We start from the raw sequence: 24,313 nt of genomic DNA, 5'->3' as shown, positions 1-24,313 counted from the left end.
AAGCGGTCACAGGGAACTCATAAAGGCGTAGAACGTCAAAGAGTTCAGATCGAAATCCAGGGGGGCGTGGACGCCCCAACCGCCGAACATTTCCGAAGAATTTGTAACGAAGAAGTGACGTCCGCTAGGCAAGTTCTCGATATGAGGGAGGTGAGCGACGATGCACGACGTGTCGGGAGCCCCAAAGCCAGGGCAGAATGTCCGCCCGAGCCCGGTTTGAATTCCTCGGATTCGTTGAACGTGGAAAAAAAACAACGCGTGATGTCGGCCGGAACTGACGTCTGACTAAGGTATTGTCGCATGCGAAACGCTGACCGAACCTGCTTCCGCAAAAAAAGTCGAATTATGGCAAACCATTGTGTCTGAGCGACGTATTAGTTCTGAGACTCGACAAAAAAGGTCCCCGTCTCTTGCCTATGGCGCATAATGTGCTCGGCTGATACGACGCGAGACCTTCTCCTTGAGGGTCGTTCCGCCCAGATCGGTGCGATCGGGTTCTAGACTGTTGGACACAACCCGGTCCGACTTTTTTTGATCTCGGATCCGTCGGATGGTTTTTTTCGTGACCGGGTTTTTTGGTTCGAGTGAATAGCGCGGGTCCGTCGGTCCGATCTCGGCAACCGTTGATCCGCTTCGACGTACACCAGGAGGTGTAACATGGCCCGCAAAGATGCCTTGCTTCGACTTCACTCACGGTTGGTCGCGCGACGTGACGCCTTGCGGAAAGCGTTGAACGGTGACTTGGAGAGCTTCCGTCAATTCGCCGCTCTCAACGTTGTGGGGGATAACGTCGACGCCGCGGTGGACACCGCCAACGATGAGATTTGCTCGCAGTTGGTGGAAATTGAAAGTCGTGAACTCGGCCAGATCGAGCATGCCCTGCAACGGATCGTTGATGGCGCGTACGGTCGTTGCGAGTTCTGCAATGCCAAGATCGCCGAAGCCCGGCTGAACGCACTGCCGTACACGAATACCTGCATTGACTGCCAGCGCGAGAACGAGCGGCAGGGTCAGGCCTTCGGTGCGGGCGCGGATGACCCGCGTTGGGCGAAAATCTACGACAAGCCGAGCGACGACAACGACGGCGACTCCGATATCCGACTCAGCGATTTCGAGATGGATATGAGCGAAACAGGCCGCTAACATCCGGCGGATGGTTCGATCGAATTCAGGCTTCGACCGTGAGATGGCCGCCGGGAGCTCCGGCGGCCTCCTTTTTTTTTATCCAAACCACTTCGGACTCGAGTCGGGCCTTGAGGACGCCAACGGGCGAAATCGAGGAACCTGGTCGACGCCGGGTCCTGGCGATTGACACGATTCTTTTTTTGGCGGAATGAGCGGCTTCCCGACTCCCCCTCGGTCCTCGTCCCCGTCGCGCCGACCGGCTCTTTGACTTGCACCTAGACACAGGGATATATTAGTGGTGGAAAGCCTGCTCGCCGGCCTGGTTGGTAGGTTGGAGATGTCGTTCCCTAACATCCTCTGCTCCGCCCTCCTGTCGGCCCTGGCGTGGAGATCGGTCAATCATGGCTCGCCCCTCTTCCCCGTATCTGCTCCTGGCGACCTTGGCCAGCGGCGTCATCCTCGGTGTGGCCTTCAGTCGAGGGGGGCCATTGGTCTCAGCGCAGGCGACCGGGCTGGCTCGGTCTGAGTCCGCGTCCGGGTCCGCCTCGACACGCCCCGTGAACGCGAATGCGAAGTCCGAGGCCGATCTCTACGAAAAGCTCGCGCGCCAGTATGAACTCTTTGCGCACGTCAACCGCACGTTCGAGCTCGTGGCCGAGGCCGTCTCGCCGGCCGTGGTCCATATCGTGGCCCAAAAGACGAGCCGGGGGGACGACTCCGCGCACGTCCGCCGGTTCGAGGAGACCGGCTCGGGCGTGATCGTCCGGGCCGATCGTGGGAAAGAACTTTATGTTCTGACCAACAACCACGTTGTGGAGGGTGCCCGGCCCGAGAAGATCAACATCTTCCTCAAGGATGGCACTGCGATTCACCCGAACCGAACTTGGCTCGATGCCAAGGCCGATATCGCCGTGCTCGGCCTGGGCCGCGAAGACCTGCCGGCGGCTCGCCTCGGCGATAGCGACGCCACCCCCGTCGGAACCTGGGTCCTCGCCCTGGGGAGCCCCTTTGGCCTCACGCATTCGGTCAGCCAGGGGATCATCAGCGCCCGAGGGCGGCACATGGACGAGCTCGAGGATGTCGAGAACCAGGACTTCCTCCAGACCGACGCGGCCATCAATCCCGGAAACTCGGGAGGTCCGCTGGTCAACATGAAGGGCGAGGTGATCGGGATCAATAACTCGATCGCCTCCAACGGCGGCGGCAACGAAGGAGTCGGGTTCAGCATTCCGATGAACCTGGCCCACTGGATCATGAACCAGTTGATCGCCAACGGCCGGGTCACTCGCGGAGCGCTCGGGATCGACCTTCATCGCGAGACCGAGTACCGAACCGAGGATGCCCTGTCCCACGGTCTCGACCGCACCAAGGGGGCCTGGGTCTCGGTCGTCCACCAATTCTCGCCCGCCGCCGATGCGGGACTCAGGGACGATGATATCATCCTTCGCTTCCGCGGGGTCGAGGTCCAAGACCTCAACCACCTGATCAACATGGTCTCGATGGCCCCCATCGGCCAGCCCGCCGAACTGGTCGTGCTCCGGGAACACAAACAAATTCGTTTGACCGTCAAGGTGGGTGAACGCGATCGCACCGTGATTCAGTCCGGTCCCGTGCCGGAACGGTCGCTCCCCCGCGGTCCGCTCCGACGCCCCGGCCGTCCCGAGCCGACCTCGAACTACGCGTTGGGCCTAGAACTCTCCACCCTCGATGAAGTGACGGCTCGTCGGCTCGGCCTGCCGGGAACCCCCCAAGGCGCCGTGGTGGCCAAGGTCGCGCCCGATAGTCCGCTGGCCAGCGTGTTCAAGACCAACGACATCATCTCGAAGGTGGATGGCGAGGCGATCGCGACCGCCGACCAGGCGGTCAAAGCGCTCAACCGATCGACCGAACAAAAGGCCCTCGAATTGGAGATCGACCGCTTGGTGGAAGGTACGATTGAACGCCACTCGGTCAGCCTCCCATGACATTCGGGCTGAGCGAATCGCTCAAAGTCCTTGGCCTGGGACGCGACCTCTCCGCGCAGGAGACCTCGGCCGCAGTCGCCGAGATCATGGCCGGCGAAGCCCCCGAGGCCCTCATCAGCGCCTTTCTGACGGCCCTGCACGTCAAGGGAGAATCGACCGACGAGCTGACGGGAGCCGTCCAGGCCATCCGTGACCGAATGTCGGGCTGGGACCTGACGGGGCTCCCCAGCCCGCTCATGGACACCTGTGGGACTGGCGGCGACGGTGCCAACACGGTCAACATCTCAACCGCGGCCGCGATCGTCGTGGCCGCGTGCGGAGTGCCGATCGCCAAGCACGGCAATCGGTCTGCGTCGGGCAATTCGGGGAGCGCCGAGGTGCTCGCCGAGCTTGGGGTCGACGTTGATGCCGAGGAGACGGTCGTCCGCCGTTGCCTCATCGATGCGGGCATTACCTTTCTCTTTGCCCCCAAGTATCACCCGGCCTTGAGGTTTGCCGGCCCGGTGCGCCGCCAACTGCCGTTTCGCACCTTGTTCAACCTGATCGGCCCCCTGGCCAACCCGGCGCGCCCCGACTTTCAGCTCGTCGGCGTTCCTGGAGAACGGCAAGCCGAATTGGTCGCCTCGGCCCTGGCCCGACTGGGTTCCCGCCGGGCGGCGGTTGTGACCGGTACCGACGGCCTTGATGAGGTGACCCTGGGAGGCCTGACGCGGGTCCGCTGGGTCGAGTCGGGCGTCGTGACCTTCAAGACCTGGCAAGCCGACGACTTTGGACTTGCGGCCACCGACGCCGGCGCCCTCCGCGTCTCGGGTCCTCCCGAAAGCGCGGCGTTGATCACCCGGTTCCTTGCCGGCGAGCCGGGCCCGGTTCGCGCCATGGTTCTGGCCAATAGCGCCGCGGCTCTGTTGGTGGCCGGGGTGGCCGACACCGTTCGCAACGGCGTCGAGCGTGCCTCCAAGATCGTCGACAGTGGCGCGGCGGCCCAGTTGCTCGAGCGCTGGCGGAGGATCAGCCGGTCCGCCCCCTGACGCCGTTGATCGGTCGGTCGCACAGGGGCAGTCCCCATCGTTGGGCCTCCGCTTCCTAACCCGCGTACGCAATGGAGCGGAGTCAACGGCCACTTTTTAAACAACGCCCCGCCATCGAGCGAGGAATCCTCCTCGTTTCCACGGTCCTCCGTGGGAATGCCGTCCCCGATGCTCCGCGTCGTCTGGCCCTCGCAAGCCGAGGACACAGGACGTCCCAGACTTCATTCCCACGGGGACCGTGGAAACGAGTCGCGAGAGGCTTCCTCGCCCTGGATCGGGTCGTTGTTTTTAGACCGAGCCGCGGACGCAGCGCAGTCGTGGAGTAAGAGTCTGTCCCGGAAGGCGAATCCCACCGAAGCTTTTGGATCTTCTCCGGGTGCCATGCGGTTCCGTACTCGGAACCCATGCGGGAATGCCTTGGCCTGGGGGGCACGGGTTCCGAGTACGGAACCGCGTGGCACCCAAACATCCCTGATTTCCCGGTTCAGACGGACCTTCCGACACAGACTCTCAGCGATCTGGCTGCGCTCGGCATCTCGGAACGTCAATCGGTGACCGCTTACTCCGCTGCGCTGCGTCCGCGGCTCGGTTCAAGCGAGGATCAATGCCGAAGTCAACCTAAGCGGCCGGACGGAATCTTTTTGGAGTTTTTGATGGAAGGTGCTCGCCGTAGTTGGAGAACCCAGTCTCCACGGCGTTCCGCAATTCACAGCGTGTCGGAAAGCTCCGTTGAGGGATCTCCTGATGCTTCACCTGTCGGAACACCGACTCGATCAGGTTCAACTCCGGACTATACGGCGGCAGGTAGTAGAGATAGATTCCCGATGCCGCCAACTCCTGACGGGCCTGTCGGATCACCGCGCTCGTGTGGAAGCTGGCATTGTCCAGTACCACGACACGCGGGCGACTCGACCATGGCAACGCCTTCAAGAATCCCAGCAGGTCATACGAATCCCAGGTCCGCTCGGCCGTGAACACCTCCAGCCGTGGCGTGCGGCCATAGGGCCGATAGGCGGCCATCGCGTTGACCCGGCGCCGTTGCGAAGCCTCGTAGCGGATGAACTTGCGCTGCTTGGGCAACGACCAGCTATAGCCGACCGGCAGCGTGGGAGCGAAGCCGCACTCGTCGAGGAAGTAGAGCGTCAAATCCCCGTTGTCCGCCTTCGCCTTGAGGTTGTCCAGGATGTGGCCGGCTCGCTCCACTTTGACCGGATCCTGCTTATGCTTCAGGGTCCAGGCCGTGCGGTGGTAACTGGCCTGGATTCGCTTGAGGTGGCGGCGGACCTGCTTGGAACCCAGGACGATCCCCTGCTCGGCGAGAGCTTGACTGAGTTGCCGACTGGTCCAGGTTCGCTCCTCGGCAAGCAACCGCCTCAACTCGTCGGCCACACGGTCGCGATTGGCGAGGTTGGGGGCGGGTCCCGAGCGGAAGGGATACAGCGCCTCGAGGCCGCGGGCGAGGAACGCCCGGAGGACGTCGCGAACGGTCTGGCCACAGACCCCCAGGTGGATGGCAATGCGAGGGGCCGACCAGCCCGCGTCGGAGAGGAGGATCATTTCGACACGATCACGGACCCGCGGCGGAATCGGGTTCCGGCGCAAGGCTTGGAGTTCATCACGGGTTGCGTCGTCAATTGGTGTGCGAATCATACTGAATTATAGGGGGACCGAGTCCACCCGCTTAGACCCATCATGCAACCAGTATGCACATTGTAGATTAAAAATAAAATATATTACCCGTGATCACCTCAATGACTTATTTAGAAATCATATCATGATTCCTAACGCGACCAGCTAAGACTGTGGCGGGCCGTGGCGACCCGAGCTGGCGGAAAAGTTGAGGCGCTCGCTCGCGGCAACGATTTAAAGGGCGAACGCGTTATCGACCGCCCTGGTCCGTGGGGGCGCCAGGTTCTCGGGTCGTGGCGATTCCCCCCCCCAAGAATGCGAACGGCCGCTCCCGGAACGGATGTTCCGGGAACGGCCGTGAGTCAGTCGCAAGCGGTCGGAATCACGCCTTGGCGGCGGGATCCTGGCCGTCGATCCAATCCCCTTCGAGCTTCTGGTACTCGGGGGGTGCAGCAGCGAGCCTTCGTCGCCGGCCTTCCAGCCGATGACGTGGTTCGGCTTGCCGCGGAGCTTGCTCCGCTCTTCCCAGCGAGCGGCCCAAGAGCGGTCCGCCTCGGTGACAGCGCCGGTCCCCTTGTCGAGGAAGAGCGCCTTGCCTTCGCGGTACGACTGAACGCCCATGTTGACCGTCGCGATCGCGGCATAGCCGAGGTCGGCCGGGCAGTGGGTCTCGGGGTTCCGCGAGCGGATGCACTCGATGAAGTGATCCCAGAGCGCCCGGGTGTCTTTGTCTCCGCCGGCGTCGAACTTGGAGTTGTGGTGCGTGCCGCCGCCCTTGTTGGCGTTGCGGGTCGGCGGTGCGGGGGCCCCACTGGGCGACTGCGGAACCACGTCGAAGCCGTCGGCCGTGAACACGATCGAGCCGGTGTGGCCGCGGATGACCTCTTCGATGGTCGTGTTGTTGGTCATCGTCGCGGTGATGAGGACCTGGCAGCCCTCGTCGTAGTCGGCCACCACGGTCGCCACGTCAGGCACGTCGCGGCCGTCGTACTCGAGGTAGAGACCACCGCCGCCGACCACTCGGCTCGGGAGCCGAACACCCATGGCCGTGATCAGGTGGGTGAGCTGATGGACGAAGAGGTCGGTGTACATCCCACCGCCGAAGTCCCAATAACAGCGCCACTGGGCGTAGCGGGCGCGGTTGAAGGGCTGCTCGGGGGCCAGGCCGAATTCGGTGCCGAGGAACATCTTCCAGTCAACCGTCTTCGGGTTCATGTCCTCGGTCAGCTTGTAGTACCGCCACTGCCCGACGTCGCTATTGCGGTAGTACTGAGTCTGCCCCTGGACGATCTTGCCGATCTTGCCCTGGGTGACCAGCTCGTTGGCCTGCTTCCACTGGGGATGCGCAGTCGACTGCACGCCGACGGTGAAGATCTGCCGGGTCCGCTTGACCGTCTCGGCCACCTTGCGGGCCTCGTCGATCGTGTGGGTCATCGGCTTTTCGCAATAGACGTCCTTGCCGGCGTCCATGGCGTCGATCGACATCTTGGCGTGCCAGTGGTCGGGCGTGCCGATGACGACCGCGTCGATGTCCTTGGATTCGAGCAGCTTGCGGTAATCCTTGGTGACATGATCCTTGTCATTCGGATTCAGGCCGCACCGCTCGGCCGAGGGATAAAGACCGCGTCCGACGGCCTTGTTGCCATCCCACACGTCGCAGACCGCGACGATGTCGACCGGTTTTTCTTCCTTCTTCATCGCCAGCAAGTGGCCGATGTGCGCCTGGGCGCGTCCACCGGGACCAAGGATCGCGAAGTTGAGCCGGTCGTTGGCCCCCTTCACATTCTTGCCGATGGCAGGGTGGGCGAAAGTGCCGGCGGCCACCACGGCCCCCGTCGCCACACCAGCCGTCTCCATGAAGCTTCGACGGGTTAGCTCTGGTTTCTCAGTCATCGCGTACGCTCCGGGGATGGGAGTCTGCGGGGATTGGGCGGCGCAACCCGGCAGTCACGTTCCGCCACAATCGGTGACCCGTCCTCAACGTGTCTGGCTGACCAACGTCGAGGAGGTTCCAGGCATGATCTCTCGAGATCGCGGCCGCGGCCGAAATCGAAAATCTAGCCGTCACGATAACTCCCCTCCGGGTTTCGGTCAAGGACGTGCGACCCGTCGATTCGCAAGTCCCAAACCTTTGCCCGCGATTCCTCGTACAATCTCCAAGAACGACGACGAATGACCGGGCCAACACTACATCCACCCACTCACGCAATTGGAGGCATTATTGACAAACGTCATGGAATGCCTCACACTGATCTAAGGAAACGGTGAGTGTGCCGTATTCAAGGTAACGATGGGTTTTCGAGATGAGTGACCGCGACCCCCAGTGACCGAGGCCCGTTCCCTTTCTGGCGTGAGGTGAGGATGCGTTTCGTCAAAGAATCGCACATCGCTGCGTCCCCCTCGACGGTCTTCGCGTTTCATGAGAGCCGCGGCGCCCTGGAACGTTTATCACCCCCGTGGGAGCACCTCGAACGGCTCGAGGGAGGCAATTCACTTCGCCCGGGGAGCCGTGTGGTCTTGAGAGTGAGGCTTGGACCGATCCCGATCCGGTGGATCGCCGAGCATACCGAATACGAACCGGGCCGACTCTTCGCCGATCGCCAAGTCAGCGGCCCATTTGCAAGCTGGTATCATCGTCACCTCTTTCTCGATGACGAGGCAGGAGGAACGATCTTGAGAGACGAAGTGGAATACACCCCCCGTTGGGCTGGCTCGGGCAACGGTTGGGGAGAAAATTCGTTGAAGCACGGTTAAAGCGAATGTTCGACTACCGTCATGACGTCACCCGCCGAAGCCTTGAGGAGGGGGACTACTCCCAGTCATCCCCCGCTTAAACGCGATCGACGCAACGTCTGGTGTCATCTAGGTTCAAGCGTGGGACCGCAATCGCCGGATTGTCTGCTTGAGTGGAGTCCATGAGCTAGAATTCGCCGGGCTTTTGACGAAAAGACGACGAATGCTCGAAACTCGATAACTGTTTCGGGGTATAACTTTGAGTACGCTTGGTCACTCAGGCCCTCAAAGTTTCGACAATATTCCGGCGTCGCCATCGAACACTCGCTTACTCAATACTTGTAGACAGCGCTGGGACTACGGATAAATAAATATGCCTCGCACCATTCAATGCAATCAATGTGGGATCATCCTCAACCTCCCCGAAAGTTCGGGCGGGAAGCGGCTGAAATGCCCCAAGTGCGGGACCAAGTTCGTGGTCGGTCCCGACTCGTCGCAGTATCCGGCGACGGAGCGGAGCGATGTCGATGCCCGGGCCGCCTCCTCCTCGGTTCTCGAGTCGGGCGGGCATGGCGACTTTTCGTTGCCGACGTCCTCAGGAGACTTGCGCGACACATTCGACTTACCGTCAATGACCGAGGCGGCCTCGGGGCCGGCCAGCGCGGCCAAACCCGCCGACACCGCCGCCGATGCGTTGATGCTCTTCGATGAGCGAAAAACCGCGCCCCGACGGAAGTTGGCCGCGGAGGCAAGGTCAACGGCAAGGCGCTGTCCCACCTGCGGTGGCGTCGTTCCGATCGGGATGTCGATCTGCTCGTCGTGCGGCCTGGACCTCGAGTCCGGCGCCCGCGTTCAACTCGACGATGACCTGCTCCCCTCGGCGCCGCTGAGAGCCTCGGGCCCCCCCCTGCCGGTCACCATTATTGCGCTCGTGTCGCTCCTCGGCAGCTTGATCCTAGCGCTTTACTCCACGGTGCAGTGGCTCAAAGGGGTCGATGGCTGCCAGTACTTCATTCCGATCTGCCTCTTCGGTTGCTTCGCGGCCGTGCATCTGCTCCGCGGTCGGACGGCGAAGCTGCTCATGGTCGCACTCGCGCTGGGGGCAATGATCGACGTCGCCGCCCTGATCGCGATGCCCGTCTTTGAGGCAAACCAGGCCACTCGGTCCGTGGAGATCAAGCCCAACGCCGATGACCCGGATGCCGCCAACGTGGCGATCGAACCGATCACCGACCACCTCGACTCCCAGAAGCTGGGACTCGGGATCGCGATTCTCCTGGTCTACGCGGCGGTCTCCGCCTACCTGGCATCGCCGTCGGTCAAAAACCACTACGCCCGCAATTGAGACAAGTGCGGCGGATCCCACTTCCTCATCCCTCGGGCTCGTTGAACCGAACGAGCGGCCCAGTCGGCCGCTCTTCGTTTATTTTTTGGGTTTGACCTGCGCGACCCCAAAGTCATCAAGCGTCAGGGAGCGAACCGCTCCCCGCTCGCCTGAAATGGAAAGACAACCTCAGGGACCGGCCGGTCGCGAGTCCCCTACGCGGTGGCGCTATCCAGAGGGCTCCGCCAGATCGGCCGGACCGGGAAGAGGACCCGCGCGGCGTCAAGAGCCGTGCCCGTGGACGACTCGAATCCTTCCTCGGTGGCCGCGCCATCGATCCCGCAATGCCCCATCAAGAGCCGGACCAACGTCGAGGGCGAGAGCGTCAAGTGCCGTCGGCTGAGCTTGTCCGGTTCGACTCGGGACTTCTTCCCTTCGATGTGAATCAACCAGCGCCGGTCGCCCACGGTCATGCCCAGTTCCAGGGGCACCGCGGCGCCCGCGTGCTCGGCGCGACGCCCAAGCTCGGGGAGGATCAACTCGAGGAACAGATCGATGTTGGGGATGTGGTACATCGAACACGTCCCTTCATAATCCTCCTGGTCGATCACCTTGCCGGAGGCGGCGCGGAAGGCTTCAAGCACCGGATGATCGACCGGCGCGTGGACGATCACCTCGGGGTAGGCACGCTCCAACGCCTCGGCGCGCACCCGTCCGAGCAAGGCCTTGAGCGCTTGCGGATGCGCCGGGTGCGACGCGATCTCGAGGATCTTGTGATCCTTGACGAACGCGTAGCCACGGACCGTCTCGCCCTGGCAGGCAACCCAAATCACATGGGCGTATTTACGTCCAATAATCCATCGCCAGTAATCCTCGGACCGGACGACGGCTCCCGTGGTATCGGCGTACTGGAGTTCGTACAGCGACATCAGGTCGTTCAGTTCCACCTGGCGCCACGGTCGAACGTTCCAGAAGCCGCTCCGGCCCTCGATCAGGCCATCACTGACCTGGGGAAGGTTACGGCTCAAGGTCTGGCCGAAGGTCTGGCGGCCGCAGACCCCCCATCCCAGGGGGCGATAGAACTGCGGCATTCCGGTCGTGAGGGCCTGGACCGCCGCGCCCGTTTCTCGAGCGCGGTCGTCGGCCAACCGCATGAGGTTTTGCGCAAACCCCATGCCCCGATACTCGGGCAGCGTTCCAACCCACATCACGCCGTTCAGCGGCAGCTCGACCGAGCCGAAGCGAACCCGCCGTTCGGTCAGATGGATGTGGCTCACCAGCCGATTATCCACCTTGACGAGCAGGCGTTGCTCCGGGCGGTAGGTCGGGTCGCTCAGAGCCCCTAAGTACGCCTCACGATCGGGACCGTGAAAGACGTGCAGCAGCGACTGATAGACAGCTTCGTGGTCCGCCTCGGTGCCGAGGCAGAATTCGACGGAGCCGCGACGAATCGGGAGCCGGATAACCGGCGAGGGAACTTTCATCGGGACGACCACCTTGGAGACGCGCCGCCTGGAACTCGAAGCGGGGCGGAGGATCGAACCGCTCGACCGGAGCCGTTGCCTCATTGATGCCCTCTCATCAATTATTCTAAGGCCAAACTGAGGGGTTCGCCGCAATCAAGGGCGGAGTTTTTGCCGTTTTTTTCGACAGAACTCATTCACCCGACGCAGGCAGGGCCATCGATCCAACCATCACTTCGTGCAATCGACGCTCGGAATGCAGCACAAACGCATATTCTCGGTTCCGCGCCACCTGATTTCGACCGACAACTGCCACCATGCGTGCTTGCTCTGCTTGTAACTGATCGCGGACCGAATTCACCCCGATCTGGAGCGATTCATTCAGCCGACGGATCTCTTGGAATCGTCTGAGACGCTCGTGGTGCGACCCGATCGGCAAGGCGATCGCGGCCTGTTTCGCGGCCACCAACGCCTGCAGCGCGGGCGTCCGGTCCGCAAGGTGGCGATCGGGGTTGTAGGTCAGGTCGCGGAGGCCGCGATTGAGCGCCGCTAGCCGTTCCGCACCGGCCGGGTCGAGACCCAGGCCAAGCCAGAGGGTCATCGAGAGCGTCAGATAGTCGGGGGGCTCGATGGCGAAGAACCCGCGGATGATCTCGTCGCCGAGCTCATCGTACTTCGCGCCGCCGATGCCGTGGACGAACAGGTCACCGAGCAAGAGCCGCGCGAACATCGTGGTCGTGAGCGCCCGCGTTCTCAGGCGAATTCGTTGTGCCGGCAAGTTCAACAATTGTTCCACCGCACAGCAGGCGTCCCGATCGGGTCCGAGCGGCAGTTCGAGGAACGGTCGATCCTCTCCCCCCGCGCGAAGTTCCATGGTTCGGGGGAGTTGCCGGACGAAGAGCGAGCGACGTCGCGGTTCCGACCCGCGCCAGACCCAAAACGGGGCCTCACGCCACTCATCCTGACGACCGAGCGCGGGAACCGGGTGATGCCGGCTCCGAATTTGATAGCGAGCGCGATAACGAGCCAGGGCCTCGTTATGCACGGTCTGGAACCGGGGCAGATCCGCCAGGATGTGCGAGGCGAACCAAAGAAACCCTTCGGTCTCACAAACGGCACTCAGCGGGATCTCGGCGTTGTGGACCCCCCACGAACCTTCGAGCTCGCGGCGGGCCGCGGCGAACCGCAAGCCGAGGCGCCTGGTCTGTTCCCTCCGTTTGAGCACCAAGGGCCAGAACGTATCGATCAAGGGGTCGGCCACCGAGTCGGTCAAAACCTCGCGAACTCGAGTCCCGAACGACTCGAACAAACCTTCATCTTTCACATTCAGGTCTTCGAACGGGAGATCTCCCGTCCATTGGTCGTACTCGACCCGCTGGACGTGCAGACCACCGTCGCCACTCTTCTGGGGCACGCGAATCGTCGACGACTTGTGCAGGTCGTTGTCGACGATGAAATTCAGGCCGGTCCCGCGCTGATGTTTGGCGAGCGCGGCGACCGCGAAATTCTTGACCCAGACCCCCGGATGATAAAGCTCGGGTTGGTGCCCGGTCACAACCAACGGGGCAGAGGGGTCGGTCGGACTCGGAAGATCGAGACCGAGCCGAGCGAGGTAGTCGCGGGCCCCTTTGAGGACCTGCGAGCGGACTTGGCCACGGAGCCGGCTGGAGCGTCTTCCTTGGAAGTCGTAGTCCCAGCGTCCCAATCGTTCAACATTGTCCGCGGTGACCGGGGCCGCCTCGCCCAAGGGGGGAACCGCGAGCAAGGCTCCGTCGTCTGAAGGGGCCCGCAGGCGGTGCGTGCTCATCAACGACATCCCCCGGAAACTTCAAGGCCCGCGCGGTGCATCGCGTCGTGAAAGACCGAGCGATAATGATTCAAACGATAGTCGGCCTGATCGAGGGCCCCCCCGAAGGCTCGGGACTCGTCGAGATAGATCAAGGGAACGGGCACCTCAAGGATGGACAATCGATGCGCCACCGCCTGGACCCAGACCTGAAGCGGCATGGCGTAACCGAGGTCCGTGATCTCGAACGCCGGGAGCGCCGAGGCCCGGTAGGCCTTGAAGCCGCAGAACGCGTCGGTCACGTTCAGTCCGAGGCACTCATTGAGCCAGCGCGTCACTTCGACGTTGATCCGCCGCCGCTCTTCGGGCGGGATCTGACTCGGGTCGAAGATTTGCAGATATCGACTCCCCGATACGATGTCCGCCTGATCCAGGTGCGCGGCGATTTCAGGGATCCGACAGGGCTCATGCTGGCCATCACAGTCGAGTGTGACCAACCCGTCGTACTTCCCTTCGAGCGTACGCTCGAAGGCGCTGCGGAGCCCCGCGCCGTACCCGAGGTTCTTGGGGTGCCGAATCACCTGAATGGACGCGAAGTTCCGGAGCAGTTCGGGAGTTCGGTCGGTGGAACCATCGTCCACGACGAGAACGTCCTCACTGAAGCGAAGCACCTCGGTCAGAACGGACTCAAGGTGAGCCTCTTCATTGTGAACAGGAATGGCAGTGAGTATTCTCATTCGCGAACTCGCGGCCCACGGACATTAAATTCCCGCACTCATCCACAGCTTAACTCAATCTTCTCGCAATTCTTGGACCCTCGCATTCTAGATTAGGCGAATCGGAAGTCAACGGACCGACGAACGAGACCTTGATGGGAATCATCCATCCCCCTTGACCGCGCCTGTGAAGGGCTTCTAGCATAGTGACCTCGCTTCGACTCTTACGGCGTGCGCGCCATCTTTCGTCACTCATCCCCAGCCGCGACTGATCTGATGACCCAACCCGAAACGCCTGTATCCCGCTCCGAGTCCGGAAAATCGGCCTCCTCCGTCGATGCAGCGGCGGTCGCCGAGTCGCCCCCCCCCGCGCCTGAACCTTGGACTGGGGAGCGGGTGCGCGAGTGGAACGCCTACTACGACCTCTATGTCGTTCTCGGTGTCGTCCTGCTGGTCTTCGTCGCCTCGGCCAACAAGATCTCCCACTCCTCGATCTGGTCGCAGCTCAAGGCCGGGCAGGTCATCGCGGCCAAGGGGGTTCCGGTCCCGCTCGTCACGGACCCCTTTTCGTATACGATGCAAGGCAAACGTTGGATCAACATCCCCTGGCTCTTCCAATGGAGCCATGCCCTGCTCTACGACGGCGCGTTCCGCCTGGTTCCTCCCGACAATAATGACGTGATCTCGCCCACGCGTCGCTCCGAACAGGTGGGCGCGGGGGCGTTGGTCGGCTTGACAGCCCTGGCTCGGGTAGCGACGTTGCTCGTCCTCCTCGGGATTCGCCGCTCGGGTCCGGGCTTGTGGTGGTCGGCCGTTTGCGCCACCCTCGCGCTAGGGGCGGTCTACAGCCCGTTGGGCGTGATGCTCGGTGGGATCGCGGGGCCGGCGTCGGTCTCGCCGGATACCTGGGGGCAACTCTTCCTGGCGATTGAGTTGCTGCTCTTGCACCGTGCGATCAACCTCGGTCGTCCGCGGGCGACCTATGGGTTGGTCCCCCTCTTTCTGCTCTGGGCCAATGTCAGCGACTCGTTCCTGATCGGCCTATTGGTGCTCGCGGCGACGGTCATCGGCCGCCGATTCCGAGCGACGAGCCCCAAGTCGGAAGCGGATCCCCTCCCCTTCAGTCGCGGACTGAGCGTGTTGGGAATCTGCGCGGCGGTCTGCTTGATCAACCCGTCCTGGCACCTGGCCTATCTCGCCGCGGCGGAACCGTTCCTGCAGCTCTTCCAGCCCGCGGGGGGCATCGTCTCGAGCGAGCAGCTTTCGTACTTCGGCAAAGGGATTCGCGGGCGTGATCCCGCGCGAGGGGGTTCGATCTGGATGGTGCTGATCGCCTTCTACTTCGCGATCGTCCTCATCGGCCTCGCCTCGTTCGCGCTCAATCGCAAGCGGTTCTCGGTCAGTCGATTCCTGACCTTCGCGGTCATGGCGTTCCTTTGGGCCCTCTACATTCGGTTCGGCAGCTTGTTCGCGATCGTCTTCGCGGCCACGCTGATGTTGAACGGCCAGGAGTGGTATCAGGACCGGTTTGGGGTCGAAGGCCGATTGGGACGGAGTTGGTCGATCTGGTCGACCGGCGGCCGATTCGTGACGATCCTTCTGGTCTTTCTCCTGGTGGCCAAAGGCCTGACCGGCTACGGCCGGGCGGTGGGGGACAACGTTTTTGGGTTCGGCTTCAACCCTGACGACTTTGCCTTCGAGGCGGCCGACTATCTTCGGTCCGCGAAAATCCAAGGCCATATCCTCAACACGACTCGGCTGCAGGGCGATTCGCTGATCTGGCGGGCTTCCCCCCAACAGCGACCGTTCATCGACGGTCGCACCCACCTCTACCCGCAAGCGCTTCAGGAGGAGTTGCAGCAGATCCGCCTGGCACTGGCGGACGATGCGGTCAAGACCTGGAAACCGCTCCTCGACCGGTTCTCGATCAGCGCCGTGATGATTGAGCCGACGACCGCGCCGAAGACCTATCGGGGCCTGATGCAGAGCCCGAACTGGATCCCGTTCTACGATGATGGCAGCGTGGTCATGTTCGGCCGCGCGGATGCGCCGGCGGGAGACCTCGCCTTTTTCGAATCGTCCCGGCTCAATCCCGAAACCCTTGCCTATCAGTCGGCGAAGGCCCTCCCCCCGTTTGACCGCCCGCCCACCCCGGTGGGCCGGATGGACGAGATCTTTCAGAATCGCTTCGGTGCCTATCCGCAACCCCACACCGAGGCGGCGGAGCGTTGGTTGCAGGGCCAACCGAGCGACTCGGAAACCCTACCGCTCCCGGATCCGGCCCACTGTCTCCTGGCGATCCGTGAAGCGAGGATCGCGCTCAGCCGAAAGCCGGACGACACCCAGGCGTATCGGATCTTGAGCCGAGCCTATCGCGACCTGATGGTTCAAGAATCCGCGTTGCTGGTCGGCGTCAAGCTGACTCCGGAGAATCGCGAGGCCGTGAGTCGGGTGCCGCTCCAGCCTCGATTGCTCATGAATCGATTACGCCAGCGGCTCACCTCGCTCAATTTCGCGATCCAGACAACCCCTCCTCCCAAGCTGCGCGAGGAGCGGCTGGCGCTGTTCCGCCTCAATCTCGAGCTCTTCGAACTCTACATGTCCATCAACTTCTTTGACCTGGCCCGCGACCGCCTCCAGGCGGCCATCGCGCATGCGGATCAGGAAACTCAGGAGTTCCAGAGCCGATTGACCCAGCAATACAACCTGCTCAATAACCAGATCAAGCAGATTCAAGACGGGCTGGCGGAAATGCTCGCCGAGCAACAGGCGAGCCCCATGAATCGCGCGGACTTCGCCATGAACCAGGGAGCCCCCGGGCTGGCGATCCAGGAACTGGAAGAGGCGCTTCAGGTCAATGTCGCGGTCAACACCGTGAAACCGCTCCTGATCGACCTTTATTGCGACACCGGCCAACCCGAGAAGGCCCTCGACATCCTGGCGCCGAGCACCACCATTGACGATCCCACCCTCGGGTCGGAGCCAGGAACCCCGGCCTACCGCCAGGGACGCGTCTACTTCTTGCTCGGCAATTACGGCTATGCGGGTTCCCTCTGGAGAAACTACGCCATCAGGCAGATTCGCCTCGAGCGAAGTTTCGCCGCCCTCGGGGCGGGCACGTCGCTGCTTCACGGCGATGCGAAGCCGGCCAGCACGCTCTTCATGAGCCTGCCTGGAAAATTGACGAACCAGGCAAACTGGACGAACGAGCTTGCACTCTGCGAGCTCGAATCCGGCGAGTCCACCCAGTCGGCCGAGGAATTTATCGCGGCCCTGACCTTGTTGCCTAACCTGCCGACTCGCCCCGTCATCGCCTACTACCTGGAAAAGATGGGCAAGTCGGTCCCTCCCCTGGCCAAGGCCTCCGACGAGACCGAGGGCACAACTCCCAAGGCCAACACCGAGGACGAGAAAGCCACGTCCAAACCGGAGTCCGATAAACTGGCCCCGGCCGAACCCAAGGTCAATCCGCCGACGGACCCGCCAACCCCGGAAAAGCCCAAGGAAGAGGGTGCGGCCAAGCCCTCGGCTTGAGCCGGGATCGTCACAACTCGAGAGGCTCCATCCCCGGCCGTTGCAGCGGGGATGGAGCCTTTCACGATTTCCGCGGACGAAGCGGTTCGCTTCGTGTGCAGAACCAAATCAACATATTTTGCCAACAAAAACTATTGACAGAGTGTTCCGAGCTGTCCACGTCGTACAACCCGGGGTAAGCCGCGATCTATTTCTCGGTGCTCGAAGCCGATCCCTCGGCCACCAAGTCGACATTCTCGACCACGCAGACGATGTCCTGAAAGTCGTCGTTGGTCGAATACTCCCAGCCGATCAAATAGCTGTGCGGAACCAGCTTGCCCGTCTTCAAGTCGCGATTCGGGTAGATCATCATCTTGTAAGGCTGAGGAGCGAGCCGCGGGTTGTTCGCTGCGACGAGACGCGGCTGGGTGAAAACCAGGCTATCTTTCAGCCCGTCGTTCGAGACCCAGAGACCAAACGGCTTCTCTCCCGGCTCAAACGACGTGGTCGAGCCGGCCGCCAAGGGAGGCGGAAGCCGCTTGCCCGTTTCCACGTCCTCGGTCGTATTCTTCCAAGTATATGACCACAGCTCGTGTTTCTCGGGAGCGTGGTCGTCCTTGGTCGGCGCATACCAGCCACCCCGATTCAAGGTGACCAGCCCAAGGGCGATCGCCGGTCGATACACCACCGGCCCCGCCCCCGCCTTCTTGAACAGGCCGGGAGTCGCTTCGACGGTCGTTTTCACCGGGTTGAGCAAGTCCGCAAACATCGACAACCCGTACTTTTGCTTCAGAACGACATCCCAATCGGGTTCACTGGGACCGGGGGCGACCTTGGGTTGTTTGGGCGTCTGGCCCCAGGTCGGAGTCGTCAGGACCGCGAGTCCAAGGAGAACCAAGGCGGGCATTCGTCTCATCATCGACCTCAAAGGATTGAAGGAAGTTGCGGTGGCCTCGGTGAAAGAAATCCATCAAGACCACCGGCGACGGCAGACTTCTTGAGTCTCACGAGGCAAGCGCCTCGGGCATCACGAGCCGCCTGGAAATGGGTCGGCGGAGGAAGACGACGCCCAGAATCGCCAGGAGGGCGAGCCCCGCCAGGGAGACTCGGCTCCCCGTTCGGAACGAATCGGGCTCATAAGTATAAACCAGGTGATGCGGGCCCGCGGGCACGGCCGCGCCACGCATCAAGCGGTTGGCTCGATAAATCGGTGCCGGCTTGCCGTCGATGGTGAGCCGCCAACCGGGATAAAACACGTCGGCCAGAATGACCAGCCCGGGACGTTCGAGAACGGCGTCGAGTTCAACCCGTTGTTCGCCGTACTTGGTAATCGTCACCGTTTCGCCGGCCCCCGGAGCGCCCTGGCCGAGGTAGGGCTGGAGCTCATCCAGCCTGTCGCTATCCACCCAGGCCATCCGACTCGGGTCGTAGACCCGGAGGTTCGGGTCATACCAGAAATGATCGTTCTCGAAGAGGATCTCGAGCATCGGCCCCTCGCGGTCAGTCCGGTCCATCCCCGTGACCGGCTTGATCGGTTTCCCCTCGTGGACGAGCCAGGCACGCGGAAAACACTTGCGATTCCGATAGAGCTGATAGTCCTCTTTCGTGACCCAATCCTTCTGACGCTGCTCGCCCCCCGGCCCCTTGAACAGGTCTGGGGGAGGATAGATCAGCTCGGAATCGTCGAGAAAGGCCGCGAACCCACGGTGCTCGTCATTCCAACCGTTGGGCAGAGAGGGAAGCACGAAGTAACGCGTATTCCAGAGGTCGAAAGCGCGGCGCGGGTAGACGACAACCTGCTGGCCTGGTGGCGTTTGCAATCGCTTCGCCACCTCGGTGTCGAGCGTCTGCCGGAATCCGCCGAAGTACCATTCATAGTCGTAGAGCTCGGCGACTCCCATGGTCAGCGTGTATTGGATTCCATACGGCACGCCGTACTTCGGCTGGATCGTTTTCCGTTCCCAGGTCACGAAGTCGGCCACGCGATCGGAAGCGGCTTCCTCACGCCAGATGTACGGATCCCAGATTGGCATCCGATGCACGCGAAACGGTGTCGGCGAGGGTTGCGGGCGATCCCGCTCGGCTTGTTCGATCAATTCGACAAGCTTGGGGGTGGCGTCCATCAACGATTGAGGAACGGTGAAGATATACCGCGAATTGGCCAGTGCCAGGTCGGCGGTGACGAGCACGAGCGCGAGTGCGCCCGCCAGTTTCGGTGCACGGTGGCCTTTCAGGACCAGGACCAGCGAAAGCGCAAACGTGACCGTCCCGGCGATCAAGGACCAGAGCAACTCATCGTACGCGCCTTGCGGGTTGAATGGCCCGAAGATGGATTTCTGCGTGGCGGCCCCCGCGGTCAAGGCCTGAATGATTTGATAGCGGCGGATCAGGACGATGGCCAGCGCCGCCGTGCTCGGCACGAGGAGTATCGTGGCCACCGTCGCCGTTCTGCGTCTCAGCCGAACGAGCACCGAATCCCAACCGAGCCCGGCCAGTCCCGCGACCGCCAGCGCGGTGAAGCTCAGAAGCTTGCTCGGGTAGCGGAACTGGCGGAAGCCGGGGAGTAAGGTCGACAGTAACCAGTAGATCCCCCCATCCCCATCGCGAAGCATTCCGTCCACACGCAGGGCCGCAACATCTTGGGGGTCGAGAGGACCGAGCTTCTCAGCAAAGGCCGGGACCTGACGCGCCCACCAAATGGGGCTGGTGTATTCCCCCATACTCGCCAGGAGACTGAGCAACGCAATCGCCGACAGCCAGCCCCGCCAGGGAGGGCCGTTCCGAAAGCCAAACACGCCGAGCGCCAGGATCAGAGTCAACCCGCCCATGTACAGCGAAGGCACCCAGATGTTGGCGTGTTGGCTCAGGTAGGGAATCAGGGCCATCCAGTGGTGGTTCCCAGAGAAATTCGACCCGTAGACATTCGGCCAGATCAGTTCGAAAAGGCGGAGCGGCTCCAAGCTGAACGGGTAGATATCATGCGGGCCTCCGCCGGCCGCTCGGCCGCTCCGACGGGTGAATTCCAGGACCGGTAAGAGCTGCGCTGCGGCGAGCAGACCGGCCAGAATCCCCGCGCTCCCCAACCCGGTGAGCATCGGCACCAGGAGTGATTCTCGCCTCCCGCGGAGCGAGCGAACGACGAGGACCGCGCCGATCAGCCCCCAGACGACGAGCACCACCAAAGGCGCCCATGGCATCCAGAACAGCGGCAGGGGCGGGATGTGTCGTTCTCGAAACGTCGGCAAGAGAATCGCCAGGCCGAGGACGATCGCCACATAGCCGATCGCGAGCACGACGGCCAGGGCGACGACCTGTCCGGTCCGAATCTTCCAAGGCGTCGTGCGGCCTCTGAGCCAGGTCAAGGCGAAGGCGTAACCCACAGCGCAGACGCCCGTGATGTAGGTGGACTGCGGATCCCCCCCGAGTGTCTGCAGGCAGAGGACTACGGCCAGTTCGAGCAGCCCCATCCGTTCTCCGCGCCTCAGCCAGCGATCGGACGCGCGGAAGCCGAGCGGCGTCCAGGCCGCCCCCACCAAGAAGATGATGTTGCAGTACTGGAACAGGATCGGCGCCGCGAACGCGTAAGACAAGGCGCTCACGGTCGAACCGGTCCAGCTTGTGCCCCAGGACCGCATCAGGGCGAGCATCGCCACGAAGGCGAGCACGGTGTGCGCCACCACATAGAGCCGCGCTCCCCAGGCATAGGGGAACACCGCATAGAGGATTTTGCCCGGATAGAGCACGGCCGCGGTCGGGTTGCCCAGCAACGGCATCCCCCCGTTCTCTTCCGTCTCCCAGAGTGGCCAGTGCCCTGCCTCCCACTCCTTCTGAACCTTCTGATAGAGCGGATAGTAATAGTGAGCCGCATCGCGATAAGAGAATTGCTGGTCGCGAAAGAGCACGTTGCTGAAACAGGAGAGGAGCAGGCTCATCAGGCAGCCCAGGATGAGCAGCGGCGTGAAGAATCGACGCAAGGGATGAGACCTCCAACCCGTCGAGAACGATATGAACGCGATGAAAGCATCGCACCTCGCGAGGAGCCGCCTCATCGTAGCACAAGCCCAAGGCCGCTCCAAAGCCCGACGACCCGCACTTCGCGCTTGGCATGGTTCTTCAACCACATGCTTGTCATCCGTACTCGCTGACCTTTATGAGTTCGAGGATGCTCCGTTGATCGAGGGAAGCCGGGCGTGAGCCTCCCGTCCCTCGTTCCCAAGCCGCTTCCCTCGTGGGCCGGGCCCGCCGACGAAACGGCAAGTTTTGATCCGAAAGTCTGCAAACGACAATCGCCCGGCGGGACGGAAGGTCCCACCGGGCGATCTCGTGCTGCATGGGTTCGCGAATGCGAACGGATCGGCGAAAACTCAGCGTTGGACGCCCGGATGGAACACATTCGCGGCGGCCTTGAGCGGCGGCGGAGTGAGCGCGGCTTGGGGGTTGGGCGACTTGCCGTCGGCTCCAGGCGGCAGGGTCGGCAGCGCCACCTTCACTTCCTCGCCGGTCAGCGCCTTCAAGAAGGCAACGACATCGGCCTTCTCCGCGTCGGTCAGATTCAGCTTCTTGATGTCCTTATCGAGCGCGGGGTTCGGGTTACCCCCCTTGTTGTAGTGCTCGACCACTTCTTCCAGTGTCTTCATGCTGCCGTCGTGCATGTAAGGACCGGTCTTCTCGATTTCACGAACCGTCGGGGTCTTGAACGCGCCGAGCTCGGCGTTGTTCTTCGATCCGATCGGCGAGATCACGAACCGGCCGTAGTCCGCGAAGTCGTTCTTCTCGGCGTTCCAGCCCACCCCGATGTTGTGGAATTGCTCGTTGGTGAAGTTCGACCCCGAGTGGCACGAGGTGCAGTCCGCCTTCTTGAGAGTCACGTTGGGCTTGAACTCATCGTCACCGCGGAGCCGGAGGCCGAAGAGGACCATGCCCCGCTTCTCGCTCTCGGACAAGGCGGTCAGTTCGCCCCCCACGTTGTACTTGTCAAACTTCGAGTTGCCCGAGAGGGCGGCCACGCGCTCGTAGGTGGCGATCGCCTTGGCCATCCCGTCCAGCGTCACGTCGGTGCCGAAGACCTTCTCGAACTGATCCTTGTAGCCGGGGACCGCCCGCAGTCGCTTCACGATATCTTCGTAGGACTGCTTGCCCATCTCGATCGGATTCTGGATCGGCCCTTGCGCCTGTCCTTCGAGCGAAGGCGCACGTCCGTCCCAGAACATCGTCTTCCCATAGGCCGTATTGACGACCGTCGGCGCGCTTCGTCCGCCGGTGTGGCCGTCGATGCCGATCGAGACACCCATCTGATCGGTCCACCCCTTATCGGGATTGTGGCAGGTGGCGCAACTGATCGTGCCGTCGAGCGAGACCCGCGGGTCGAAGTAGAGTTGCTTGCCGAGTTCAAACTTGCCTTTGGTCAGGGGTTGGAGGCGGGCACGTTGACGTTGAGCGTCAACGCGCTCAAGCCCCTGGGAACCGTGACCGTGAGCGGCTCATCCTTGATCTTCGTCGTGTCGGACGGGAGCCAGAGGATGCTCTCGGGGCTGGGAGACGCATTCTCTCCCCCCTTCACTTCTTGTTCCACAACATCGACGAGCTTCTTGGGATCGACCGCGCGATCGGGAGTGATGAGCTTGGCCGGCAGATCGGCCGAGTTCGTGTCGGAGGCCTTCGCCGCCGCCGCGTCGAGCGCTCCGCTGGGTGGAGTGACCGAAGAGGACGGAGACGAGGCAGCCTCCTCCTTCTCGTTGCCCGTTCCCCCACAACCTGCGAACGCGAGCAAGGCCGCAGCCAGGGCCAACCGCGTGACCGATCCAAATCTTGCCAACATTCCTAGAGACCTCCCGTCAAGATCGAGGTGCGACGCCATGAAAAGCCAGTTCTCTCAAAGCGCAACGAGAACGGGCCGGCGTTATCGGGTCACGCCGGCTCGAATCCCGAGCAAGGCTCGAGCTCAGTTGCGAACCTGTCGCACCGAGCTTATTTCTTTTTCTTCGCGAGCAGCCCCTCGGCGTTCCGCTGGGCCGCATCGACCAGGTCATCCCAATGTTTCTCGACGTATTCGGGCGGCCCGCCTTTGAGGGCGACGTGCTGCGCCGCGTCGAGGGTATCGACCATGTCGATCGCGTCCCAAGGACAGACCTGGGCACAGTGCTTGCAACCGATGCATCGATCGAGATCGATGTCGCACCAGGTCTGCAAGCTGGAGTGTTCCTCGCCGGGCACCTTATAAATACATTCGACTGGGCAAACTTCCACACAGGCTTCGCAACCCGTGCATCCGTCGGCGTGGATCACCGCCAGAATCTTTGGGATGACTTTTCGGGGTTTGCCGGCTAAAGACGCAGCAGCCATAAGATCGCGTCCAGGTGGGATTAACTGAGGCCGCCAAGGCGACCGAGTCGATGGACCAAGAGGGGCGAACCCCAGCATAGCGTATTCCGTCAGTCCCGGAAACGCGATCGAATTCTAAATTCGCCCGGCGATGACAGCCCAGATCAATAATGATTATCGTTATCGGCAGGGCGAGGGTCAAGTCTGGGGCGGAAGATTCGCCGATTGGCCAGAGGAGGCGAGGTTCACAACCTCGATGTCGGAAATGAAGTCGATCCCTCGTACGGGCATGTCCGCAGAGGAACATTTGGTCGTCGACGAAGGAAACCGAATCCGGTTTGCCGACGAGCGAATGCCCGCGATCCTGGCCACCCCTTGGCTGGTGGCGCACCTGGAGTACGCCGCCCGCGCGGCGATTGCGCCCTGTCTCGAGGACCATGAGCGCAGCGTCGGAACCTTCGTGGAAGTCGAACACCTCGCCCCCAGCCCTGAGGGTTCAGCGGTCGTCTGTCGAGCCCGTGTGATTCACGTCGACGGACCGATCGTGACCTTCCAGGTCGAGGCTCACGACGACGTCGAATTGATCGCACGCGGTTTACACCGCCGCCGCGTCATCGACGTCGATCGCTTCGCGCGCCGAGTCGCCCGCAAGCAGGCCAAGCAATAACCAGCAATTTGTCCGGAGTAGCACCAGGGAAGACGCCACTCCTC

17 protein-coding genes are annotated in these 24,313 nt (G+C 62.4%); 7 read left to right on the top strand and 10 right to left on the bottom strand.

Annotated features, from left to right (window positions below; genetic code table 11):
* The first annotated feature begins 657 nt into the window (after window positions 1-657).
* From BUS42_RS04710 to trpD, 3 genes are all read left to right on the top strand, one after another.
* Window positions 658-1,143 (top strand): TraR/DksA family transcriptional regulator, encoded by a 486-nt coding sequence (locus tag BUS42_RS04710; protein WP_074305686.1) that lies wholly within the window; start codon window positions 658-660, stop codon window positions 1,141-1,143.
* A 383-nt stretch (window positions 1,144-1,526) separates the two neighbouring features.
* Window positions 1,527-3,089, top strand: coding sequence for a trypsin-like peptidase domain-containing protein (locus tag BUS42_RS04705; RefSeq protein ID WP_074305684.1), 1,563 nt, complete (start codon window positions 1,527-1,529; stop codon window positions 3,087-3,089).
* A complete protein-coding gene (trpD, locus tag BUS42_RS04700) occupies window positions 3,086-4,117 on the top strand; it encodes an anthranilate phosphoribosyltransferase (protein ID WP_074305683.1) in 1,032 nt (343 codons plus the stop codon). The genes BUS42_RS04705 and trpD overlap by 4 nt, the downstream gene beginning before the upstream one ends.
* Before the next feature lie 618 nt (window positions 4,118-4,735).
* On the opposite strand, the gene BUS42_RS42530 is transcribed toward trpD, so the two are convergent.
* Both BUS42_RS42530 and BUS42_RS04680 read right to left on the bottom strand, forming a co-directional pair.
* Window positions 4,736-5,674 (bottom strand): IS630 family transposase, encoded by a 939-nt coding sequence (locus tag BUS42_RS42530; protein ID WP_159452156.1) that lies wholly within the window; start codon window positions 5,672-5,674, stop codon window positions 4,736-4,738.
* A 306-nt stretch (window positions 5,675-5,980) separates the two neighbouring features.
* On the bottom strand, window positions 5,981-7,639 hold the full coding sequence (locus BUS42_RS04680; protein WP_254053306.1) for a Gfo/Idh/MocA family protein: 1,659 nt from the start codon (window positions 7,637-7,639) through the stop codon (window positions 5,981-5,983).
* A gap of 468 nt (window positions 7,640-8,107) precedes the next feature.
* On the opposite strand from BUS42_RS04680, the gene BUS42_RS04675 reads away from it, so the two are divergent.
* Both BUS42_RS04675 and BUS42_RS04670 read left to right on the top strand, forming a co-directional pair.
* Window positions 8,108-8,500, top strand: a complete 393-nt coding sequence (locus tag BUS42_RS04675) for an SRPBCC family protein (protein WP_254053305.1) — start codon at window positions 8,108-8,110, stop codon at window positions 8,498-8,500.
* Between the two features lie 352 nt (window positions 8,501-8,852).
* Window positions 8,853-9,824, top strand: a complete 972-nt coding sequence (locus tag BUS42_RS04670; protein WP_074305681.1) for a zinc ribbon domain-containing protein — start codon at window positions 8,853-8,855, stop codon at window positions 9,822-9,824.
* Between the two features lie 194 nt (window positions 9,825-10,018).
* Here the strand turns inward: BUS42_RS04670 and eis are convergent, their stop codons facing one another.
* The 3 genes from eis to BUS42_RS04655 form a co-directional block, all read right to left on the bottom strand.
* Window positions 10,019-11,371 carry a GNAT family N-acetyltransferase gene (gene eis, locus BUS42_RS04665; RefSeq protein WP_074305679.1) on the bottom strand — a complete coding sequence of 451 codons (1,353 nt, stop codon included), beginning with the start codon at window positions 11,369-11,371 and terminating at the stop codon, window positions 10,019-10,021.
* A gap of 88 nt (window positions 11,372-11,459) precedes the next feature.
* Window positions 11,460-13,073 (bottom strand): hypothetical protein, encoded by a 1,614-nt coding sequence (locus BUS42_RS04660; protein ID WP_254053304.1) that lies wholly within the window; start codon window positions 13,071-13,073, stop codon window positions 11,460-11,462.
* Window positions 13,073-13,789: a glycosyltransferase family 2 protein gene (locus tag BUS42_RS04655; RefSeq protein ID WP_074305675.1), complete on the bottom strand. Its 717-nt coding sequence runs from the start codon at window positions 13,787-13,789 to the stop codon at window positions 13,073-13,075. The genes BUS42_RS04660 and BUS42_RS04655 overlap by 1 nt, the downstream gene beginning before the upstream one ends.
* 255 nt (window positions 13,790-14,044) lie before the next feature.
* On the opposite strand from BUS42_RS04655, the gene BUS42_RS04650 reads away from it, so the two are divergent.
* Window positions 14,045-17,302 carry a hypothetical protein gene (locus BUS42_RS04650; RefSeq protein WP_074305673.1) on the top strand — a complete coding sequence of 1,086 codons (3,258 nt, stop codon included), beginning with the start codon at window positions 14,045-14,047 and terminating at the stop codon, window positions 17,300-17,302.
* A gap of 187 nt (window positions 17,303-17,489) precedes the next feature.
* On the opposite strand, the gene BUS42_RS04645 is transcribed toward BUS42_RS04650, so the two are convergent.
* From BUS42_RS04645 to BUS42_RS04630, 5 genes are all read right to left on the bottom strand, one after another.
* Window positions 17,490-18,188 (bottom strand): hypothetical protein, encoded by a 699-nt coding sequence (locus tag BUS42_RS04645; RefSeq protein WP_254053303.1) that lies wholly within the window; start codon window positions 18,186-18,188, stop codon window positions 17,490-17,492.
* Between the two features lie 97 nt (window positions 18,189-18,285).
* Entirely contained in the window at window positions 18,286-21,255 is a 2,970-nt protein-coding gene (locus tag BUS42_RS04640) for a glycosyltransferase family protein (RefSeq protein WP_074305671.1), read from the bottom strand.
* A 390-nt stretch (window positions 21,256-21,645) separates the two neighbouring features.
* On the bottom strand, window positions 21,646-22,620 hold the full coding sequence (locus tag BUS42_RS04635) for a cytochrome-c peroxidase (protein ID WP_254053720.1): 975 nt from the start codon (window positions 22,618-22,620) through the stop codon (window positions 21,646-21,648).
* Window positions 22,621-22,685: 65 nt separating this feature from the next.
* Window positions 22,686-23,099: a hypothetical protein gene (locus BUS42_RS44730; RefSeq protein WP_254053302.1), complete on the bottom strand. Its 414-nt coding sequence runs from the start codon at window positions 23,097-23,099 to the stop codon at window positions 22,686-22,688.
* Window positions 23,100-23,248: 149 nt separating this feature from the next.
* The gene (locus tag BUS42_RS04630; protein ID WP_254053301.1) at window positions 23,249-23,566 is read right to left on the bottom strand and encodes an indolepyruvate ferredoxin oxidoreductase subunit alpha; all 318 of its coding nucleotides are present in this window, start codon (window positions 23,564-23,566) and stop codon (window positions 23,249-23,251) included.
* A 301-nt stretch (window positions 23,567-23,867) separates the two neighbouring features.
* Here BUS42_RS04630 and BUS42_RS04625 point away from each other — a divergent pair, with 301 nt between their 5' ends.
* Complete coding sequence (locus tag BUS42_RS04625) at window positions 23,868-24,269, top strand: thioesterase family protein (protein ID WP_254053300.1); 402 nt, start codon at window positions 23,868-23,870, stop codon at window positions 24,267-24,269.
* Window positions 24,270-24,313 lie beyond the last annotated feature (44 nt).

The sequence above is a fragment of the Singulisphaera sp. GP187 genome (genome assembly GCF_900129635.1).
In the GTDB taxonomy this organism is placed as follows: domain Bacteria; phylum Planctomycetota; class Planctomycetia; order Isosphaerales; family Isosphaeraceae; genus Singulisphaera.
This window is presented reverse-complemented; position numbering and strand designations above follow the sequence as displayed.

Excerpts from the sequence above, each read along its gene's own strand:
- BUS42_RS04710 (WP_074305686.1), top strand. The coding sequence starts at position 658 with ATGGCCCGCAAAGATGCCTTGCTTCGACTTCACTCACGGTTGGTCGCG.
- BUS42_RS04705 (WP_074305684.1), top strand. The coding sequence starts at position 1,527 with ATGGCTCGCCCCTCTTCCCCGTATCTGCTCCTGGCGACCTTGGCCAGC.
- trpD (WP_074305683.1), top strand. The coding sequence starts at position 3,086 with ATGACATTCGGGCTGAGCGAATCGCTCAAAGTCCTTGGCCTGGGACGC.
- BUS42_RS42530 (WP_159452156.1), bottom strand. The coding sequence starts at position 5,674 with ATGATCCTCCTCTCCGACGCGGGCTGGTCGGCCCCTCGCATTGCCATC.
- BUS42_RS04680 (WP_254053306.1), bottom strand. The coding sequence starts at position 7,639 with ATGACTGAGAAACCAGAGCTAACCCGTCGAAGCTTCATGGAGACGGCT.
- BUS42_RS04675 (WP_254053305.1), top strand. The coding sequence starts at position 8,108 with ATGCGTTTCGTCAAAGAATCGCACATCGCTGCGTCCCCCTCGACGGTC.
- BUS42_RS04670 (WP_074305681.1), top strand. The coding sequence starts at position 8,853 with ATGCCTCGCACCATTCAATGCAATCAATGTGGGATCATCCTCAACCTC.
- eis (WP_074305679.1), bottom strand. The coding sequence starts at position 11,371 with ATGAGGCAACGGCTCCGGTCGAGCGGTTCGATCCTCCGCCCCGCTTCG.
- BUS42_RS04660 (WP_254053304.1), bottom strand. The coding sequence starts at position 13,073 with ATGAGCACGCACCGCCTGCGGGCCCCTTCAGACGACGGAGCCTTGCTC.
- BUS42_RS04655 (WP_074305675.1), bottom strand. The coding sequence starts at position 13,789 with ATGAGAATACTCACTGCCATTCCTGTTCACAATGAAGAGGCTCACCTT.
- BUS42_RS04650 (WP_074305673.1), top strand. The coding sequence starts at position 14,045 with ATGACCCAACCCGAAACGCCTGTATCCCGCTCCGAGTCCGGAAAATCG.
- BUS42_RS04645 (WP_254053303.1), bottom strand. The coding sequence starts at position 18,188 with ATGCCCGCCTTGGTTCTCCTTGGACTCGCGGTCCTGACGACTCCGACC.
- BUS42_RS44730 (WP_254053302.1), bottom strand. The coding sequence starts at position 23,099 with ATGTTGGCAAGATTTGGATCGGTCACGCGGTTGGCCCTGGCTGCGGCC.
- BUS42_RS04625 (WP_254053300.1), top strand. The coding sequence starts at position 23,868 with ATGAAGTCGATCCCTCGTACGGGCATGTCCGCAGAGGAACATTTGGTC.